At 72.0% G+C, this 19312-nt stretch carries 15 protein-coding genes and 2 tRNA genes; 6 read left to right on the top strand and 11 right to left on the bottom strand.

Annotated elements, in window-relative coordinates:
* Positions 1-79: 79 nt before the first annotated feature.
* The 4 genes from OIE51_RS19670 to OIE51_RS19655 all read right to left on the bottom strand — a co-directional run bounded on the left by OIE51_RS19670 (position 80) and on the right by OIE51_RS19655 (position 3229).
* On the bottom strand, positions 80-730 hold the full coding sequence (locus tag OIE51_RS19670) for an ATP-dependent Clp protease proteolytic subunit (protein ID WP_326599056.1): 651 nt from the start codon (positions 728-730) through the stop codon (positions 80-82).
* 70 nt (positions 731-800) lie between these two features.
* Positions 801-1415 carry an ATP-dependent Clp protease proteolytic subunit gene (locus OIE51_RS19665; protein WP_326599055.1) on the bottom strand — a complete coding sequence of 205 codons (615 nt, stop codon included), beginning with the start codon at positions 1413-1415 and terminating at the stop codon, positions 801-803.
* Positions 1416-1630: 215 nt separating this feature from the next.
* Positions 1631-3055: a trigger factor gene (tig, locus tag OIE51_RS19660; RefSeq protein WP_326599054.1), complete on the bottom strand. Its 1425-nt coding sequence runs from the start codon at positions 3053-3055 to the stop codon at positions 1631-1633.
* Between the two features lie 97 nt (positions 3056-3152).
* A tRNA-Pro gene (locus OIE51_RS19655) sits at positions 3153-3229 on the bottom strand.
* Between the two features lie 124 nt (positions 3230-3353).
* On the opposite strand from OIE51_RS19655, the gene OIE51_RS19650 reads away from it, so the two are divergent.
* Positions 3354-3424: transfer RNA gene (locus OIE51_RS19650), tRNA-Gly, on the top strand.
* A gap of 50 nt (positions 3425-3474) precedes the next feature.
* Here OIE51_RS19650 and OIE51_RS19645 read toward each other — a convergent pair.
* A complete protein-coding gene (locus OIE51_RS19645) occupies positions 3475-3693 on the bottom strand; it encodes a hypothetical protein (protein ID WP_326599053.1) in 219 nt (72 codons plus the stop codon).
* 426 nt (positions 3694-4119) lie between these two features.
* On the opposite strand from OIE51_RS19645, the gene OIE51_RS19640 reads away from it, so the two are divergent.
* On the top strand, positions 4120-5262 hold the full coding sequence (locus OIE51_RS19640) for an acyltransferase family protein (protein ID WP_442811969.1): 1143 nt from the start codon (positions 4120-4122) through the stop codon (positions 5260-5262).
* A 7-nt stretch (positions 5263-5269) separates the two neighbouring features.
* Here the strand turns inward: OIE51_RS19640 and OIE51_RS19635 are convergent, their stop codons facing one another.
* Positions 5270-5986 carry a M23 family metallopeptidase gene (locus OIE51_RS19635; protein WP_326599051.1) on the bottom strand — a complete coding sequence of 239 codons (717 nt, stop codon included), beginning with the start codon at positions 5984-5986 and terminating at the stop codon, positions 5270-5272.
* Between the two features lie 165 nt (positions 5987-6151).
* Positions 6152-7306: a PP2C family protein-serine/threonine phosphatase gene (locus OIE51_RS19630; RefSeq protein ID WP_326599050.1), complete on the bottom strand. Its 1155-nt coding sequence runs from the start codon at positions 7304-7306 to the stop codon at positions 6152-6154.
* Between the two features lie 127 nt (positions 7307-7433).
* Here OIE51_RS19630 and OIE51_RS19625 point away from each other — a divergent pair, with 127 nt between their 5' ends.
* A complete protein-coding gene (locus OIE51_RS19625) occupies positions 7434-8663 on the top strand; it encodes a GNAT family N-acetyltransferase (protein WP_326599049.1) in 1230 nt (409 codons plus the stop codon).
* 135 nt (positions 8664-8798) lie between these two features.
* Here OIE51_RS19625 and OIE51_RS19620 read toward each other — a convergent pair whose 3' ends face one another.
* The 4 genes from OIE51_RS19620 to OIE51_RS19605 form a co-directional block, all read right to left on the bottom strand.
* Positions 8799-9611, bottom strand: coding sequence for an Fpg/Nei family DNA glycosylase (locus OIE51_RS19620; RefSeq protein ID WP_326599048.1), 813 nt, complete (start codon positions 9609-9611; stop codon positions 8799-8801).
* Positions 9611-10087, bottom strand: coding sequence for a ribose-5-phosphate isomerase (locus OIE51_RS19615; RefSeq protein ID WP_326599047.1), 477 nt, complete (start codon positions 10085-10087; stop codon positions 9611-9613). The genes OIE51_RS19620 and OIE51_RS19615 overlap by 1 nt, the downstream gene beginning before the upstream one ends.
* 38 nt (positions 10088-10125) lie before the next feature.
* A complete protein-coding gene (locus OIE51_RS19610) occupies positions 10126-10707 on the bottom strand; it encodes a biotin transporter BioY (RefSeq protein ID WP_326599046.1) in 582 nt (193 codons plus the stop codon).
* Between the two features lie 641 nt (positions 10708-11348).
* Positions 11349-11978: a DsbA family oxidoreductase gene (locus OIE51_RS19605; protein ID WP_326599045.1), complete on the bottom strand. Its 630-nt coding sequence runs from the start codon at positions 11976-11978 to the stop codon at positions 11349-11351.
* 133 nt (positions 11979-12111) lie between these two features.
* On the opposite strand from OIE51_RS19605, the gene pepN reads away from it, so the two are divergent.
* From pepN to OIE51_RS19590, 3 genes are all read left to right on the top strand, one after another.
* Positions 12112-14703, top strand: coding sequence for an aminopeptidase N (gene pepN, locus OIE51_RS19600; RefSeq protein WP_326599044.1), 2592 nt, complete (start codon positions 12112-12114; stop codon positions 14701-14703).
* A gap of 146 nt (positions 14704-14849) precedes the next feature.
* Positions 14850-15836, top strand: a complete 987-nt coding sequence (locus OIE51_RS19595) for a hypothetical protein (RefSeq protein ID WP_326599043.1) — start codon at positions 14850-14852, stop codon at positions 15834-15836.
* Positions 15837-15973: 137 nt separating this feature from the next.
* On the top strand, positions 15974-19291 hold the full coding sequence (locus OIE51_RS19590) for a S8 family serine peptidase (RefSeq protein WP_326599042.1): 3318 nt from the start codon (positions 15974-15976) through the stop codon (positions 19289-19291).
* Positions 19292-19312: the final 21 nt, after the last annotated feature.

Raw genomic sequence — 19312 nt, 5'->3', positions numbered from 1 at the left:
TTCCCGTCGAAAGGGGGTGGCCAGTCGTTGTCTTGCGTTGTCGTGCCGGGTGATGCTTGAGAGTGCTGCCGGTGAGCGATCAGACCGCCGTGGTGGAGCGGGTGGTGACGATCTGGTCGATCAGTCCGTACTCCACGGCTTCCTCGGCGGTGAGGATCTTGTCCCGCTCGATGTCGTCGCTGATCTGCTCGATCGGCCTGGTGGAGTGCTTCGCGAGCATCTCCTCAAGCTGATTCCGCATCCGCTGGACCTCGCGCGCCGCGATCTCCAGGTCGGAGACCTGACCGCGTCCGGTCTCGCTGTAGGGCTGGTGAATCAGGATACGCGCGTTCGGCAGGGCCATGCGCTTGCCCCGGGTGCCGGCCGAGAGGAGCACGGCCGCGGCGGAGGCCGCCTGGCCCATGCAGACCGTCTGGATCTCCGGCTTGACGAATTCCATCGTGTCGTAGATCGCGGTCAGCGCCGTGAAGGAGCCGCCGGGGCTGTTGATGTAGATCTGGATGTCGCGGTCCGGGTCCATCGACTCCAGGCACAGGAGCTGCGCCATCACGTCGTTGGCCGAGGCGTCGTCGATCTGCACGCCGAGGAAGATCACCCGCTCCTCGAAGAGCTTGGCGTACGGGTCGTACTCACGCACACCCTGCGAGGTGCGCTCGATGAAGCGCGGGACGACGTAGCGCGACTCGGCCGGGAGACGGTCGTAGATGCCGGAGCCGGGGATGTAGTTCATGAGGTGTGATACCGCCTTGGGTTTCGGTCTGCGGACGGGGGCTGCGGGCGGGCCGGATCGATCGTGGCGATCAGGCGCCCGTGCCACCGCCGCCCGCGATGTCCGACGCACTGGTGATGACCTCGTCCAGCAGCCCGTAGTCCCGGGCCTCCTCGGCGGAGAACCAGCGGTCCCGGTCGGCGTCGCGCCCCCACTGCTCGATGCTGACACCCGAGTGCTGCGCGGAGAGGCGGGCCATCTTCGCCTTGGTGCGCAGAAGCTGCTCGGCGTGGATCTTGATGTCCGAGGCGGAACCGGCCAGGCCCGCGGAGGGCTGGTGGATCAGCACCTCGGCGTTCGGCAGCGCGTACCGCTTGCCGGGGGCACCGGCGGTCAGCAGGAACTGGCCCATCGACGCGGCCAGGCCCATGGCGATGGTGACCACGTCGTTCTTGATGTACTGCATGGTGTCGTAGATCGCCATGCCGGCCGTGATCGAGCCGCCCGGGCTGTTGATGTAGAGGAAGATGTCCTTGTCCGGATCGGCAGCCAGGAGAAGCAGCTGCGCGGTGATCCTGTTGGCGATGTCATCGTCGACCGGCTGGCCCAGGAAGATGATCCGCTCGCCGAGCAGCCGGTTGTAGACCTGATCGCCGAGGCCGCCACTGATCGGCTCCGCTGCGGCGGAAGGCATCAAGAGCGTCACGTATCCACCTGCTCATTCTCGGACGGCCCCGCTTTCGCCGGCCGTCGCTCGACATCTGCGTTGTATCTACGGACCCTAACGCGCTGGCCTCACGGACCCTGCCCGACCTGGGAACTGTTCGCTGTCAGCGCAGGGTCGGCCGGGGCGCGGGAAAGCCCGCCGACAACGGACGGGGCCGGACGCGCGCTCCCGCGTCCGGCCCCGTACCGCCAGCCTCAGTCCTCGGTCTTCTCGCTGGTCCCAGCGGCCTCGGCGACCTCCGCCGGGGCCTCGCCCTCGGCGGCCTCGACGGCCTCGACGGCCTCCGCCGTCTCCACGCCGGTCTCGTCCTCGTCCTCCAGGCTGACCGGCTCACCGTTGCTGTCGGTGACGGTGACCGACTCCACGACGGTGGCCAGCGCCTTGCCCCGGCTGACCTCGCCGACCAGCATCGGCACCTGGCCGCCCTCGACGACGGCCTTGGCGAACTGGTCGGGGCTCATACCGGAGGACTGGGCGCGCCGCATGAGGTGCTCGGTCAGCTCGGCCTGGCTGACGTTGAGGTTCTCCCGCTTGGCGATCTCGTCCAGCACGAACTGGGTGCGGATGCCCTTCTCGGCCTGCTCCCTCAGCTCGGCGTCGAACTCCTCGGCGGTCTTCTCCTGGAGCGCCAGGTAGGCGTCGATGTCCATGCCGAGCTGCGACAGCTGGTGGTGCTCAAGGTTGTGCTTGCGGGTCTGGATCTCGTCCGCGAGGAGCTTCTGCGGCATCGGGACCTCGACCAGCTCCAGCAGAGCCTCCAGGACCTTCTCCTGGGCCTCGGTGGCCTGCTGGTACTTCTTCTCGTCGGCCAGCCGCCGACGGCTGTCCTCGCGGAGCTCCTCCAGCGTGTCGAACTGGCTGGCGAGCTGGGCGAAGTCGTCGTCCAGGGCCGGGAGCTCGCGGGCGGAGACGGTCTCGACCGCGACCGAGATCTCGGCCTCCTGGCCGACCGCGGAGCCGCCCTTCAGCTCGCTGGCGAAGGTGGCCGTGCCGCCGGCCTCCAGGCCGGTGACGGCCTCGTCCAGGCCGTCGAGCATCTGTCCGGAGCCGATCGTGTAGTTCACCCCGGTGGCGACGCCGTCCTCCAGCACCTCGCCGTCGACCCGGGCCTCCAGGTCGATTTTGACCACGTCGCCGTCGGTGGCGGCGCGTTCGACGACGGTGGTGGAGGCGAAGCGCTCGCGAAGCCGCTCGATGCTGGCGTCCACGTCCTCGTCGGAGACCTCGATCGCGTCGACCGTGACCGCGATGCCCGAGTAGTCCGGGATCTCGATCTCGGGGCGGATGTCGACCTCGGCCGTGAACGTCAGGAGCTCGTTGTCCTTGAGCTCCGTGATGTCGACGTCGGGCTGGCCCAGCGGGCTGAGCTCGCCCTCGGAGACGGCATCGCTGTAGAACTTGGGCAGCGCGTCGTTCACCGCCTCCTCCAGCACCGCCCCGCGGCCGAACCGCTGGTCGATGATGCGGGCCGGGATCTTGCCCTTGCGGAAGCCGGGCACCTGCACCTGCTGGTTGATCTTCCGGTACGCCGCGTCGAGGCTGGGCTTGAGCTCCTCGAAGGGCACCTCGACAGTGAGCCGAACCCGGGTGGGGTTCAGGGTCTCCACGGCGCTCTTCACGGTCGGTCTCCTTGGGGCTGGCAGCGGGAGGGGGGCACTGTTCCTGGGCCGCGCGGGACGCGGACACACCACAGGCAGGCAGGCTACTCATAGTACGTGGTCGGGGTGGCCGGATTCGAACCGACGGCCTTCCGCTCCCAAAGCGGACGCGCTACCAAGCTGCGCCACACCCCGCGGAGGCTCCGGACGCGAACCGTAGCGTACAGGGCCGCGCGGGTGCGGTCTGCCGGGAAGCCAAGCCCTGTTGGGGCGCTGGTACGATGCAGACCGTGCCGGCCGACCAGAATCGCCGGCCGACGCGGGCGTAGCTCAATGGTAGAGCCCTGGTCTTCCAAACCAGCTACGCGGGTTCGATTCCCGTCGCCCGCTCGCGCGGCCCGGCCCGGCTCCCTCCAGGGTGCCGGGCCTTCGCCTTCGGCTCACTCGCCGTTCGAGCTGTTGATCGAGTCATCGACCTCGTTGACGCCGTCCGTCACGGACTGCAGGAAGTCCTGTATCGGCTCCGCGGCTCCCGTGGAGGCAAGAGAGAAGCCGAAGAGGATCGCCACGATGGCCGGCCCCCACTTGATTGTCCCGGCGCGGATCAGGAAGAACATGATCACGCCGAACAACAGGGCCAGAGAGAACGAGATAACCACAACTGATCACACCTTCGGAAAGTTCGCCTCTGCTCCATCAGGGGCTTGACCACCTCCGCCGCACCCCCGCAGACACCATCGTGCCATCAACCGCAGCCGACGTGGAGAGTGCTGACCGACCGTCTACTCCCAGCTGTGTCCGGGGGGCCACCCTGCGTACCGAGGTGCTCCGTTACCTGTCCGTTAGCCGCCGGGGCCATCCGACCGGGTATTCCCCGTGTTCCGCCGGGGTGTTCCGGATTTCCCCTCCGATGGAAGGCGGCGCACTCTTTGGCATCGCCGGACGAGATGATTCGCCCCATTTGAGATGACAAAATGCCGTCATTTCGGACGCATCGGCCGGACGTCGGGCCGAATTCCCGATAATGGCGCGGCATACCGGGACGAGAATTTACGAATCGCGGCGCGCGCACTATCGTGCGGTCAATGTTGCACGTCCGTAATCAAGGAGCCCCCCTGCCCGCGGCCCGGGCGACGGTGGCTGACCCCACACCGGCAGTCACGGACGCCCCGTCGGAAGTCAAGCCGCGTGACCCCTACTTCGACAACGCGAAGTACCTGGCGATCGTCCTGGTCGCCGTGGGCCACGCCTGGACGCCACTGCGGGACGACTCCCGCGCGGCCTCGGCGCTGTACCTGTTCGTCTACACGTTCCACATGCCGGCGTTCATCCTGCTCGCCGGGTACTTCTCCCGCGGTTTCACCGGCCGCCCGGCGCAGCTCAAGCGGCTGATCAGCGGGATCGGTGTGCCGTACGTCATCTTCGAGGTCGCCTACATCCTCTTCAAGCGGTGGGGCGACGACGACCCGGACTACCCCTTCAGCATCCTCGACCCCTACTACGTCACCTGGTTCCTGATCGCGCTCTTCGTCTGGCGGTTCACCTCACCCGTCTGGCGGATCGTCCGCTGGCCGCTCCCGGTGGCGCTCGGCGTGGCCGCGGTCGCCGCCGTCTCCCCCCACCTCGGCGACGACCTCAACATCCAGCGTGTGCTGCAGTTCCTGCCGTTCTTCGTCCTCGGGCTGCTGCTGCGCGGCGAGCACTTCGCGCGCGTGCGGCGGCCGGAGGTGCGGGCCGCGGCGGTGCCCGTGCTGGTGGCCGCGCTGGCCACCGCCTACTGGGTGGTGCCGCGCGTGGACCACAGCTGGTTCTACCGGACGCACAGCGCCCAGGAGATGGGCGCGCCGTGGTGGGCCGGGGTGACGACGACGTTCGCGCTGACCGGCTGCGGGCTGGCGCTGACGCTCTGTTTCCTGGCCTGGGTCCCGGCCCGCCGCACCTGGTTCACGAGCCTGGGCGCGGGCACGATCTACGGCTATCTGTTGCACGGATTCATCGCCAAGGGCTCGCGGTGGTGGGACTGGTACGCGGCGGACTGGGTCAACTCGCCCGCCGGCCGGGTGGTGGTCACGCTGATCGGCGCCGCGGTCATCACCGTGCTGTGCACGGCCCCGGTGCGCCGGGTGTTCCGTTTCCTGGTGGAGCCCTCGATGGACTGGGCGTTCCGGCAGGAGGCCCTGCGGGCCGACCACCACCCGGCCCCGTCCGGGTGGTCCAAGGCGCGTTAGCGAGGGGCTAGTCGATGGTGACCCCATGGTCGGCGAGGTAGGCGATGGGGTCGACATCGGTGCCGTACTCGGCGCCCGCCCTGACCTCGAAGTGCAGGTGCGGACCGGTGCTGTTGCCGGTGTCGCCGGTCTCGCCGACCTGGTTGCCGGCCTTCACCTGCTGGCCCTCGCGGACCGAGATCTCCGACAGGTGGGCGTAGAGGGTGTAGTACCCGTCCGTCATCTTGACGATCACGAGCTCGCCGTAGTCGCCGGAGTTCTCGGCCAGCATCACCGTGCCGGGGCCGACCGAACTGACCGTGGTGCCGATCGGCGTGGCGAAGTCCACGCCGGTGTGGTGACCGGCCGCCCAGGAGCCGGGCGTTCCGTAGGGCTCGGACACCGGGTGGCCGCTCACCGGGGCCACCCAGGCGTCGGCGTCGCGGACCACCGGCGGGCGCGGCTCCTCCCGGCGCGCGGCCGGGTACGGGCCGAACGGCGCCTCGTAGAGCCAGGTCGACTCGCGCGGCTCGGGACCGCGCGCCGCGGGCGACTCGGAGCGGTCGGCCGCCGGCCGGTCGTGACCGGCGGCCTCGGCGGTCCACGGTCCCGCTATCACCAGCGCTCCCAGCAGCGTGCTGCCGACGGCGCGGCGGGCCAACCGGACCGGGGTGGCGCGGGGCCGCCGGCGCCGGTGCCGCGTCACGGGACGTGCCGGGGGCGCGAAGATCGTGCGTTCGCTCATGACCACGAGCCAAAGTCAGCCCGGGGGCCGCCGCATCCCGCCGCGCGGCCCCGGGCTCCGCCGATCGGCGGACAGGGCGGGTACCGGGCGGGCGTCATCGGCGCAGCTCAGCGCGGCCTGTCGGCGGAGCGGGACGGAGCGTATGCGATCCGCTCCGCCGGGTGATCACTCCCGGCTGATCAGGAGCAGCGCGCGGTCGTCGTTGACATCCTTGGCGACGGACTCGATGAGGTGCCAGGCCGCGCCCCGGAATCCGGTGGTGACATAGCGGTCGGCCTCGCCGGTGAGACGGTCGATGCCCTCGGACAGGTCGCGGTCGGACCGCTCCACGAGGCCGTCCGTGAAGAGCATCAGCACGTCTCCGCGCCGCAGCGTGCCCTTGGCCGGGTGGAACTCGGCGCCGTCGTACACGCCGAGCAGTGGGCCTTCGGCCTCGACCTGATGCCAGCGCCCGGTGCCGGCGTTGAGCTGGACGCCGGGCAGGTGGCCCGCCGAGAGCAGCTCGTAGTCGCCGGTGTCGAGGTCGAGCACCAGGTGGATGGAGGTGGCGAAGCCCTCGTCCCAGCTCTGCCGCAGCAGATAGCCGTTGGCGGCGGGGAGGAAGGAGTGCGGGGGCAGCGAGCCCAGCAGACCGCCGAAGGCGCCGGAGAGCAGCAGGGAACGGGAAGCGGCGTCCATGCCCTTGCCGGACACGTCGGTGAGCACGACCTCCAGGGTGCGCTGTTCGGGCCCGGTGCGGGTGGCGACCACGAAGTCGCCGGAGAACGACTGGCCGCCCGCCGGGCGCAGCGACATCTCCCGGTGCCAGCCTTTGGGCAGGCGCGGCAGCGCGCTCTGGGCGCGGATGCGTTCGCGCAGGTCGAACAGCATGGTGCCGCCGCGCCGCCAGGGCACGCCGACCCGGCTGCGGAACTGGGCGATGAGCAGGCCGATCAGCGCCACCGCGGCCACCACGAGGATGCTGCCCGGGGTGACCGGGTCGGGCATCGAGCGGCGGGCGTCGATGAGCGCGGTCTCCAGCACCAGCGCGGTGGCGGCGACGGCGTAGAGGCCCAGCAGGCTGGCCGGGCGCAGCAGCAGGCCGCCCGCGACCAGGGGCAGCACCAGCGCCTCGGGCGAGCACCACTCGGGCCAGATGACGGTGGCCCAGCCGAGCAGCGGCACGGTGAGCAGCAGGGCGGCGAAGGCGATCCAGTCGGAGCCGCCGCCCCGGAAGTAGTCGACGGCGGAGCGCCGCAGTCCTACGCGGACGCGGTGAAAAGCCTTGTGGGCCCCGGGTCTCCGGGCCTTCCGGGGTGCCGTCTCACTGCCGCGCGCCATGACCTCGGACCCTACCCACCCGTTCGGCGGCGCGTCGAACCCTTGCCATGCCCGGATATCCGTGCGGACCGGCACCGGCCCGGAAAATGTGTCGCTCCACGCGGGAAGCGTTGATAGGCATGGCCCCATGACGATGGAACCGCGCCGCCTCGACGCATCCGAGTGGGACACGTGGTACCGGGCGCTCGAATGGGCGTTCGGCGGGCTGGCCGAGTCCCCCGAGGAACGCGGGCTGTGGCGGGAGCTGACGGAGTACGACCGGACGCTGGCGCAGTGGGACGGCGACCGGGTGGTGGGCTCGATCGGCGCCTTCTCGCTGGGCCTGTCCGTGCCGGGCGGGGCCGTCGTGCCCACGGCCGGCGTGACCATGGTGGGGGTGGCCGCCACGCACCGGCGGCAGGGCATCCTGCGCGAGCTGATGCGCCGGGCGCTGGAGGACTACCGGGAGGGCGACGAGCCGCTGGCCGCGCTGACCGCGTCGGAGGCGGGGATCTACGGCCGCTTCGGCTTCGGGGTCGCCACCCGGTCGGTGGCCGTGGACATCGACACCGCGCGGGTCACGCTGAACGTGCCGCCGGGGACCGACGCCGTCCGGCTGCGGGTGGAGGAGCCCGGAGCCGAACTCGACCGGTGCGAGGCGCTGTACGCGGGGCTGGTCGGCGGCCGTCCCGGCATGCTGGAGCGGCGGCCCGGCTGGGAGAAGGTGGCCCTGCTCGACCCGCCGCAGGACCGCGAGGGAACCTCGGAGATGCGCCTGGTCCTGGCGGAGCGGGACGGCGAGCTGGTCGGCTACGCCCGCTACGCGCTGAAGCCGGACTGGGCGGGCGGTCTGCCCGACGGCACGGTGCTGGTACGGGACCTGGACGCCGTGGAGCCGGCCGCGTACGCCGCGCTGCTGCGCTTCTTCCTGGGGACCGACCTGATGGGGACGGTGGCGCTGCGCAACCGGCCGGAGGACGACGCGCTGCTGCACATGGTCTCGGACATCCGGCGCTGCCGGCCGCGGCTGATGGACCGGCTCTATCTGCGGCCCGTGGACGTCGGGGCGGCGCTGGCCGCGCGGACGTATCTCACCGACGTGGACGTGGTGCTGGCGGTCACCGACGACTTCTGCCCCTGGAACGAGGGGCGTTGGCGGCTGAGCGGCGGCGCCAAGGGGGCGGTGTGCGAGCGGACCAACGACCCGGTCGATCTCGCCGTTCACGTACGGGCGTTGGGCACGGCCTACTTGGGCGGTCCCTCGCTGTCCGGACTGGCCGCGGCGGGGCTGGCCCAGGAGCTGCGCCCGGGGGCGCTCACCGCCACCGCGACGGCCTTCCTGTCGCCGGTCGCTCCCTGGCTGCCGCACGGCTTCTGACCGCCTCGATCGTTCGGTTGGTAAACGCGCGGGACCCGGATGTCCGGATTCCGGGCCCACTTGAGGAGAACGCACCGCCCACCCCCTGACGTTGTGAAGGCCGAGGATACGGGTCGGTGCCGGGCACCGGAATAGTCAACGAGGCTGACACGCCGGACACCAGAAGAGATTGCGCGCGGCGAGGGCGGCGGTGCGGACCTCGCCGCCGCAGACGTGGCACGCGGCGCCGGTGCGGCGGTAGACGTACACCTCGCCGCCGTGGCCGTCGCGGCGGGGCGGGCGCCCCATGGCTTCGGGGGTGTGCTCGGGCCGGACCGTGTCGATGCGGCCGAGCCGCACCCCCTCGCGCATCAGGGCCGCCAGATCGGCCCAGAGCGCGTCGAACTCGGCGCGGGTCAGGCTCCGGCCGGGGCGGTGGGGGTCGATGCCCTGCCGGAACAGGGCCTCGGCGCGGTAGACGTTGCCGACGCCGGCGATCACGGCCTGGTCGAGCAGCAGCGCGGCGACGGCGGACGTGCCGGCGGAGATCCGGCGCCAGGCCCGTTCCGGGTCGGCATCGGCCCGCAGGGGGTCGGGGCCGAGGCGGTGGACGACGGCCCGCCGCTCGTCGGGGGTGATCAGGGCGCAGGTGTGGGGGCCGCGCAGCTCGGCGTAGCCGTCGTCGTTCCGCAGGCGCAGCCGCACCTGCCCCACGGGCGCGGGGGCCGGGCCGGTGCCGAAGAACACCTTGCCGTACAGGCCGAGATGGATGTGCGCCCAGCTCGCGCCGCCGGTGAAGCCGAGGAAGAGGTGCTTGCCGTGCGCCTCGGTGGCGGTGAGGGTCTGGCCGTCGATGAGGGCGGCGCCGTCGGCGAACTTGCCCTGCGGGCTGTCGGCCCGCACCGGTCGGCCGCCGAACCGTTCCCGGTAGTCGGCGGCCAGCCGGTGGATGGTGTGCCCCTCGGGCATCAGCTCTGCTCGGGCAGGGGTGGCAAGGTGCCGTCCGTCTCGTACGCGCCGAGCATGCCGATGCGGCGGCTGTGCCGCTCCTCGCCCGAGTAGGGAGTGGCGAGGAAGGCGGCGACGAACGCGGTGGCCTCGTCGGCGGTGTGCATGCGGGCGCCGACGCTGATGACGTTGGCGTCGTTGTGCTGGCGGCCGAGGCGGGCGGTCTCCTCGCTCCAGGCGAGGGCGCAGCGCACGCCGCGCACCTTGTTGGCGGCGATGGCCTCGCCGTTGCCCGAGCCGCCGATGACGATGCCGAGGGCCTCGGGGTCGGCGGCGGCGCGCTCGGCGGCGCGCAGGCAGAACGGCGGGTAGTCGTCGTCACCGTCGTACTGATGGGGGCCGCAGTCCACCGGCTGGTGGCCCTGGCCCTTGAGCCAGTCGATCAGGTGGCTCTTGAGGTCGAAGCCGGCGTGGTCGGAACCCAGATAGACGCGCATGGGGAGGAGTCTGACATGGGCGCCCCCGGCGGCGGCCATCAGTCCCGGTCGCCCCGGCCGACCAGCTTCCAGGCGGCGGGCAGGGCGCCCATGGCGAGGGCGGCCTTGAGCGCGTCGCCGATGAGGAAGGGCACGAGCCCCTTGTCGGCGGCCTCGGTGAGCGACATGTCGGCGGCGACCGCGAGATAGGGCACGCCGACGGCGTAGATGACGGCCGTGCCGAGGGCCATGGTCGCCACGGTCCTGGGCACCGTCCGGTCGCCGCCGCGCGCCGCGAGGGCGCCGACGAGGGCGGCGGCCAGCGCCATGCCGATGACGTAGCCGAAGGTCGGCATGCCGTACCCGGAGGTGCCCTCCGCGAACCAGGGCGTCCCGGCCATGCCGGCGAGGGCGTAGAGCGTGAGGGAGAGCAGCGCGCGGTGGGTGCCGAGGGACGCGCCGATGAGCAGCGCGGCGAACGTCTGGCCGGTGACCGGCACGGGCGAGCCCGGCACCGGGACGGCGATCTGGGCGGCGACACCGGTGAGCGCCGCGCCCCCGAGGACCAGCGCGGCGTCCCTGACCCGGGCCCTGGGCGCGGTGGCGGCGGGCAGCAGATCGGCGAGGACGGCGGTGCTCATGGGGCGACTCCATGGTTCTGGGGGACGGAGACGCTCCCGACGCTAACCGACCCCGTGCGCGATCCCGGCGTGATCTTCGCGACACCGGAAGGGGTGGGCGCGCGTCGCCGCTGATAGGTTGTTACTGCAAGTGGATCGCATTTACGGGAGATGGGCAACGGTATGGCCACGCACATCCCAGCAGCTGGAAGAGGCGCGGAAGACCGGTGACGGTGGCGGTGAGCCCTTGGAGGGGGACGGCACGGAGGTGCCGGTCCGCGAGCCGGTCACCGGGCGGCCGGTGCGGGAGCACGGGCGGCCGGTGCTGGAGCGGATCCACGACCACCGGCGGGACGTGGACCAGGTCCCGGCAGCGGGGCGCGGCGTCCACCTCCGGTACCGCGACCGGAAGGTCGACTTTCCCGAGGCCCTGTGGCGCGTGATGAACTGGCAGGATGTGACGGCCCGTTACCCGGCGGCGAAGGAGCGGGTCGGCGCACCGCCGCCCCCGGGCCACCCACCGGACCCGCTTCCCCGGACTCCCTGCCGCCTGGATCGTCTTCTCACCCATCGGGCGGGCGGGGACACGGAACGGCCCCCGCGCGAAGGCGTCGCGCGGGGGCCGTCTCCGAGGCCCGGCGATCCGCCGGGGCCGGCCGGGCTCAGTCGAAGCTCGGCTCGGTGTCCCGGGTCCGCTTGATCTCGAAGAAGCCGGGCGTGGACGCCACCAGCAGCGTGCCGTCCCACAGCCGGGCGGCGGCCTCGCCCCTGGGCGTCGGGGTGACGACCGGGCCGAAGAACGCCGTCTGCCCGCCGTCGGCGCCCGGCACCGCGATGACCGGCGTGCCGACGTCCTGGCCGACCAGGTCGATGCCGGACTTGTGCGAGGCGCGCACCTCGGCGTCGTAGCGGTCGGACTCCGCCGCGTCGGCCAGCCCGGCCGGCAGGCCGGCCTCGGCCAGGGCCTCGACCAGCGTCTCGCGGTTCCGCTCCTTGCCCTGGTTGTGGTAGCGGGTGCCCAGCGCCGTGTAGAGCGCCCCGAGCACCTCGGGGCCGTGCTCCCGCTCGGCGGCGACGCACACCCGCACCGGGCCCCAGGCCGTCTTCAGCAGCGCGACGTACTCCTCGGACATCTCACCGAGGCGGGGCTCGTTGAGCACGGCCAGGCTCATCACGTGCCAGCGCACCTCCACCGGGCGCACCCGCTCGACCTCCAGCATCCAGCGGGAGGTCATCCAGGCCCACGGACAGAGCGGGTCGAACCAGAAGTCGGCGGGGGTCTTCTCGGGCATGCGGGTCTCCTCGTCGGCCGGGGCGGGCGGTCACGCGGGGAACACCACGGCACCCCGGCCGCATTCCGCGTGCGCTCCCCGGAACGCCCGTGACATGCTGACTCGCGCCCGCAAGAGCGAAGGGAAGTCGACCGTGCCCGGAGAGAATCTGACCCGCGACGAGGCCCGCGAGCGGGCCGGGCTGCTGACCGTGCACGGGTACGAGGTCTCCCTCGACCTGCGGTCCGCGACCGAGCCGCCGCCGGCCACCGGGCCGCGCACGTTCCGCTCCACCACGACGATCCGCTTCGCCTGCGCGGCGGAGGGCGCGGACAGCTTCGCCGACCTGCTCGCGCCGCATGTGCACTCCGTGACGCTCAACGGCGTGCCGCTCGTGGTCGACCAGGTCTTCGACGGCACCCGCGTCGCGCTGGCCGGGCTGGCCGCCGAGAACGAGCTGATCGTCGACGCCGCCTGCGCCTACAGCCACACCGGGGAGGGACTGCACCACTTCACGGACCCGGAGGACGGCGAGACGTATCTGTACACCCAGTACGAGCCGGCCGACGCGCGCCGTGTCTTCGCCACCTTCGAACAGCCGGACCTGAAGGCGCCGTTCGCGCTGAAGGTGACCGCCCCCGCGCACTGGACGGTGCTCGGCAACGGCGCCGAGACCGGCCGTGAGGAGCTGCCCGGGACGTCCGCCGCCACCTGGACGTTCGCCCCCACGCGGCCGATCTCCACCTACATCACGGCCGTGCTCGCCGGGCCCTACCACCACGTGCGCGACCACTACACGCGCGAGCTGCCCGACGGCTCGCTCCTGGAGATCCCGCTCGGCGCGCTGTGCCGCAAGGGGCTCGCCCGGCACTTCGATCCGGACGAGATCTTCGCGACCACCAAGCAGGGCTTCGACTTCTTCCACGAGCACTTCGGATATCCGTACCCGTTCGGCAAGTACGACCAGGCGTTCGTGCCGGAGTACAACCTCGGCGCGATGGAGAATCCGGGGCTGGTGACGTTCCGCGAGGAGTACGTCTTCCGGGGCCGCACCACGCGGGCGGCGTACCAGGGCCGGGCGAACACGCTGCTGCACGAGATGGCGCACATGTGGTTCGGCGACCTGGTGACCATGGAGTGGTGGGACGACCTGTGGCTCAAGGAGTCCTTCGCGGACTTCATGGGCGCCTTCTCGCTGGTGGAGGCGACACGGTTCGAGGAGGGCTGGATCACCTTCGCCAACCGCCGCAAGGCGTGGGCCTACCGCGCGGACCAGCTCCCCTCGACCCACCCGATCACCGCGGACATCCGCGATCTCCAGGACGCCAAGCTCAACTTCGACGGCATCACCTACGCCAAGGGCGCCTCGGTCCTCAAGCAGCTCGTCGCCTACGTGGGCCGCGACGCCTTCCTGGAGGGCGCCCGGCGCTACTTCCGGCGCCACGCCTACGGCAACACCCGGCTGGAGGACCTGCTGACGGTGCTGGCGGAGACCTCCGGCCGCGACATGGGCGAGTGGGCCAAGGCGTGGCTCCAGACCGCCGGGGTCAACTCGCTGACGCCGCACGCCACCTACGACTCCGCCGGGCGCGTCACCGAGCTGTCCGTGCTCCAGGAGGCGGCCGAGAGCCATCCCACGCTCCGCCCGCACCGCGTCGCGATCGGCTTCTACCGGCGCGCGGAGCCCGGCGGGCCGCTGGTGCGGTACGCGCGGGCCGAGGCCGATGTGACGGGCCCGCGCACGGTCGTGCCCGCGCTGGCCGGGGCCGAGCGGCCGGAGCTGATCCTGGTCAACGACGAGGACCTGACGTACTGCAAGACCCGGTTCGACGAGGGCTCGCTGGACACCCTGCGGGCCCGGCTCGGCGAGATCACCGACCCGCTGGCCCGCGCGCTGTGCTGGTCCGCGCTGTGGAACCTGACCCGCGACGGCCTGATGCCGGCCCGCGACTTCCTGGGGCTGGTACGGGACTTCGCGGGGACGGAGACGGAGATCGGCGTGCTCCAGATGGTGCACGCCTGGGCACACGTCGCCCTGGATCACTACACTCCCCCGGCCCGGCGCGCGGCAGCGGGCGCGGAGTTGGCGGCGGCGGCCCTCGGAGAGCTGCGGCGGGCCGCGCCCGGCGGTGACCACCAGCTCGCGTGGGCCCGTTTCTTCGCGGGCAGCGCCGTCTCCGACGCCGACTTCCAGCTGCTGGCCGGGCTGCTGGCGGGTACCGCCAGGATCGAGGGGCTGGACGTCGACCAGGAGCTGCGCTGGCTCTTCCTGCTGCCGCTGGCCACCCACGGCCACGTCGGCGAGGACGGTCTCGCCGCCGAACTCGCCCGCGACGACACGGCGTCGGGGAAGCGCCACCAGGTGCGCTGCCTGGCGGCCCGGCCGTCGGCCGAGGTGAAGGCGGCGGCCTGGGCGCAGGTCCTGGAGACGGACGAGCTGTCCAACGCGCTGGTCGAGGCGACGGTCGACGGCTTCGCGCGCAGCGGTCAGCAGGCGCTGCTGGCGCCGTACACGGCACGGTACTTCGCGGCCGTGGACCGGGTGTGGCGGGAGCGCACGATCGAGATCGCGATGACGATCGTGCGCGGCCTGTTCCCGGCACTCCAGGGCGACCGCGCCACGCTGGACGCCACGGACGCCTGGCTGACGTCCCACGAGAACGCGCCCCCGGCGCTGCGCCGCCTGATCCTGGAATCCCGCGACGACCTGGCCCGCGCCCTGCGCGCCCAGGAACGGGACGCCTGACCCCTGAACCCCGACGGCGCGCGGACGTCACCGTGGTGCTCATCGCGCGCCCGAACGTCAGTTCATTTTGAGCGGGGTTGTCCCTGTTTACCAACGGATGGGTAACGGAGGTTGCCTGAGTGCCCGTCAGGGGGAATCGGCCGGACATGACCGAGAACTCGCCGCTCACCCCTCGCCCGCTCCGCCAACTCGCCGATGTACAGCGGCTCGTGATGACCAGCCAGCAGCTGCGGGCGCACGGGGTGTCGCTCGCCGCCGCCCATGAGCGCTGCCGGCCCGGAGGCCCCTGGCAGATGCCGCTGCCCGGGGTCTTCCTGCTGCACGCCGGACCGCCCACCGGTGACGAGATCCTGCACGCCGCCCTCGGCTACATCGGCGGGCGGGAGGGCGAGGCCGTGGTCAGCGGACTGGCCGCGCTCGCGCTGCACGGCTTCACCGGGGCGCCGCCGCTGACCGCGCTGGACCGGGTGGACGTGCTGGTGCCGCGCACCCGGCGGCTGCGGACGGCCGGGTTCGCCCGCGTGGTACGGACCCACCGGCTGCCCCGGCCGGTGGAACTGGGCGGGTTCCCGGTCGCCCCCGTGCCCCGGGCCCTGGCCGACGCGATCGCGCGGCTGCCCGACCAGCTCGCCGTCCGGCGGCTGCTGACCGAGGCGGTGCGCGGCGGGCACTGCGATCCCCAGGCGGTCATCAGGGAGCTGACCCGCGCCCGGCTGCTGAGTCATCCGCACGTGGCCACCGCCATCGACGCGCTGCTGGTGGAGGGCCGGACCATGGCGGAGGAGAGGCTGCTGGAGACGGTGCGTGCGGCCGGGCTGCCCGATCCGTGCTGGAACGTGGCCCTGTGGCTGCCGGACGGACCCTTCCTGTGTGCCATGGACGCCTACTGGCCGGAGCAGGCGGTCGCCGTGGAGATCGACGCCCGGGGCCCCCGGCAGCGGGCCGACGACGCGGAGCGGACCGAACACGACCGCACCCGGCAGACCCTGACCGGGCTGGGCATCACGGTGATCCGGACGACCCCGCGCAAGCTCCGCGAATCGCCCGGGCACCAGGCCGACGCCGTACGCCAGGCGCTGCGCGCCGCCGCCGGACGGCCGCCGGCCACTTATGTCGTGGTCATGCCGCGCTGAACGCCGGGCGCCGGAACCCGGCTTCACGCAAACGTAACTGGCCGGAATGCGTCAAGTTCCCGTCAGACGCTTTTCCCCGCACGCCTCTTCCGTATGATGACCGGTCATCCCGCTCCGCATTCCGAACAAGGATGCTCATGCCATTGAGACACCAGCCCATAACCCCACCGGTCGGCGAACCCGGCCGCGGCCGGCTGCGCCGGACGGCACTCGCCGCCGGTCTGGTGGCGGTTCTCGCGCTGACCGGCGCCACCCCTGTCCTGGCGACCGACGACGCGGCCAACACCGGGCCGGACAAGCCGCTCGGCGAGAAGTTCGGCACCCAGGACGCGGCCCTGCTCGCCGAGGCCAGGGCCGCCGACAAGCCGTTCGTCACCCTGCTCGTCGCCGCCGAGCCGGGTGAGACGGCCGAGGTGGCCGATCAGCTCGACGCCGTCACCGGAGCCTCCGTCGGCTTCACCGACGACGAGATCGGCTACGTCCGGGCCACCGTCCCCACCGGCCGGGCCCAGGCCGCCATCGACGAGGCCACCGAGCTGTCGTCGGTGCTCGCGATCGACCTGAACGACGTCATCCAAGTGCCGGACCCCCAGCCCGAGTCCGCCTCGGGCGACCGGGCCACCGCGGAGCGGAGCTACCCGGGGCCCGACGAGGACACCCCGGCCACCAACCCCTACCAGCCGGCCTTCGAGACCGGCGCCGTCGACTTCGTCGAGGACAACCCCCGGTACGACGGACGCGGCATCACCATCGGCGTGCTCGACAGCGGCGTCGACCTGGCGCACCCCGCGCTCCAGGAGACCACCACGGGCGCGCGCAAGATCACGGACTGGGTGACCGCCACCGACCCGATCATCGACGGCGACGGCTCGTGGCGCGCGATGGTCACCTCGGTCACCGGCCCCTCGTTCGCCTACGCCGGGCGGCAGTTCACCGCGCCGACCGGAAGCTACCTGATCAACACCTTCCGCGAGTCCGTCGCGATCGGCGAGGTCGGCGGCGACGTGAACCGGGACGGCGACACCACCGACTCCTGGCCGCTGCTGTACGACCCGGCGGCGGGCACGGTCCGCGTCGACCTCGACGCCGACGCCGACTTCACCGACGAGGCCGTGCTGGACCCCTACGGCGAGGACCACGAGGTCGCCTACTTCGGCACCGACGACCCGGGCACCGAGGTCGCCGAGACCATGCCGTTCGTGGTGGAGATCCGCGAGGACGTCCCGATGGACCCCTACGGCGGCGACTGGGTCGGCCAGGTCCGTGACTTCGTCAACATCGGCATCGTCGCCAGCGACCACGGCTCCCACGTGGCGGGCATCACCGCCGCCAACGGCCTGTTCGGCGGCGCCATGAACGGCGCGGCGCCGGGCGCGACGATCGTCTCCTCGCGCGCCTGCCTGTTCAGCGGCGGCTGCACCTACACCGCGCTCTTCGAGGGCATGATCGACCTCGTCGTCAACCGCGACGTCGACCTCGTCAACGTCTCGATCGGCGGCCTGCCCGCCCTCAACGACGGCAACAACGCGCGGGCCCGGCTGTACGCCGAGCTGATCGACACCTACGACGTGCAGCTCTTCATCTCCGCGGGCAACGACGGCCCCGGCACCAACACCGTCGGCGACCCGTCGGTGGCCGAGCGCGTGGTCAGCGTCGGCGCCGGCGTCTCCCGCGCCACCTGGGCCGCCAACTACGGCTCCGGCGTGCGCACCGACTACGCGATGATGCCGTTCTCCAGCGTCGGCCCGCGCGACGACGGCGGCTTCAAGCCGACCATCGTCGGCCCCGGTGCCTCCATCAACACCATCCCGACCTGGATGGAGGGCGCCCCGGTCGCCGAGGCCGGCTACGACCTGCCGCCCGGCTACGGCATGCTCCAGGGCACCTCGATGTCCTCGCCGCAGGTCACGGGCGCGTCCGCGCTGCTGCTGTCCGCCGCGAAGCAGCGGGGCATCGACCTGTCCGCCGCCGATCTGCGGACCGCGCTGACGAGCTCCGCGGACCCGATCGAGGGCGTCCAGGCACACGAGCAGGGCACCGGCCTGATGGACACCGAGGGCGCCTGGCGGCTCATCACCCGCGGCGCCACGGCCCGCGAGTACACCGTGTCGGCCCCGGTCGACCACACCCTCGACGGCTTCCTGGACACCCCGGGCTCCGGCGACGGCGTCTACGACCGCGAGTCCGCTCCGGCGGTCGGCGCGTCCGAGACCTACGAGGTCACCATCACCCGCACCACCGGCCCCAACCGCCCCGTGTGGCACGAGCTGGAGCTGGTCAACAACGACGAGAACACCTTCCGGCTCGTCGGCTCCGACACGGTCCAGCTTCCGCTGAACGTGCCGGTCACCGTGAAGATCCAGGCCAAGCCGCGCTCGGCCGGCGCGCACAGCGCGATCCTCACCGTGGACGACTCCTCGACCCGGGGCGTCGACAAGCAGATCCTGTCGACCGTCGTCGTGCCGGAGAAGCTGAGTGGACCGAGCTACGCCGTCTCCCGCTCCGGCACGGCCCAGCGCAACAGCACCACCTCGTACTTCGTCACGGTGCCGGAGGGCACGGCGACGCTCCAGGTCGCGATGAGCGGCCTGGCCGAGGGGAGCCAGACCCGCTGGATCGCCATCTCCCCCGAGGGCACTCCGGCCGACGTGAGCTCCACGCCCTACTGCTACCCCAACTACGACAACCCGGCCAACACCTGCCGGCCCGACCTGCGTTCCTACGCCAACCCCACCCCGGGCGTGTGGGAGATCGAGGTCGAGTCGCGGCGGACCTCGCCGCTGCTGAACAACCCGTACACCGTGACGGCCACCGCGCTCGGCGCGGCCTTCGAGCCGGAGACGGTGACCGTCGAGGAGGCCCAGGTCGGCACGCCGGTCCCGGTCACCTGGGACGTCACCAACGGCTTCGCACCGATCGAGGGTTCGCTCGCGGCCGGTGAGCTGGGCTCCGCGCTGGCGGCCACGCCCACCATCACGCCCGGCGAGTACGTCACCAGCGAGGTCGAACTGCCGGAGGGCGTCTCCTCGTTCACCGTCGAGATCGACTCCGCGTCCGACCCGGGCGCCGACCTCGACCTGTACGTGTACCTGGACGGCGAGGAGGTCGGCGCCTCCACCAGCCCGACGGACGACGAGGTCGTGCGCTTCGACGACCCGGCGGCCGGCACCTACACCATCGAGGTGCACGGCTACGCGGTGCCCAGCGGCAGCACCACCTTCGCCTACCGCGACTCGTACCTGAGCGCGGGCCTGGGCGCGGTGGCCGTGGACACCGAGCGGGCCGTGGACCTGGCCACCGGCGCGTCGGCCGAGGTCGCGGCGGAGGTCACGGTCGCGGAGGCCGCGCTCGCGGCCGGCGCCGACCGCCAGGTCTTCGGCGAGGTCAGTCTGCTCAACGAGGCCGGCACGCTCGTCGGCACCGGCCACATCCTCGTGGAGCACGTGACGGAGTGACCCTCCAGCACGGCATCACCA

Source organism: Streptomyces sp. NBC_01803 (genome assembly GCF_035917415.1).
Taxonomy (GTDB): domain Bacteria; phylum Actinomycetota; class Actinomycetes; order Streptomycetales; family Streptomycetaceae; genus Streptomyces.
Note: the sequence above shows the minus strand (reverse complement) of the source record. Positions and strands in the feature narration are given on the sequence as shown.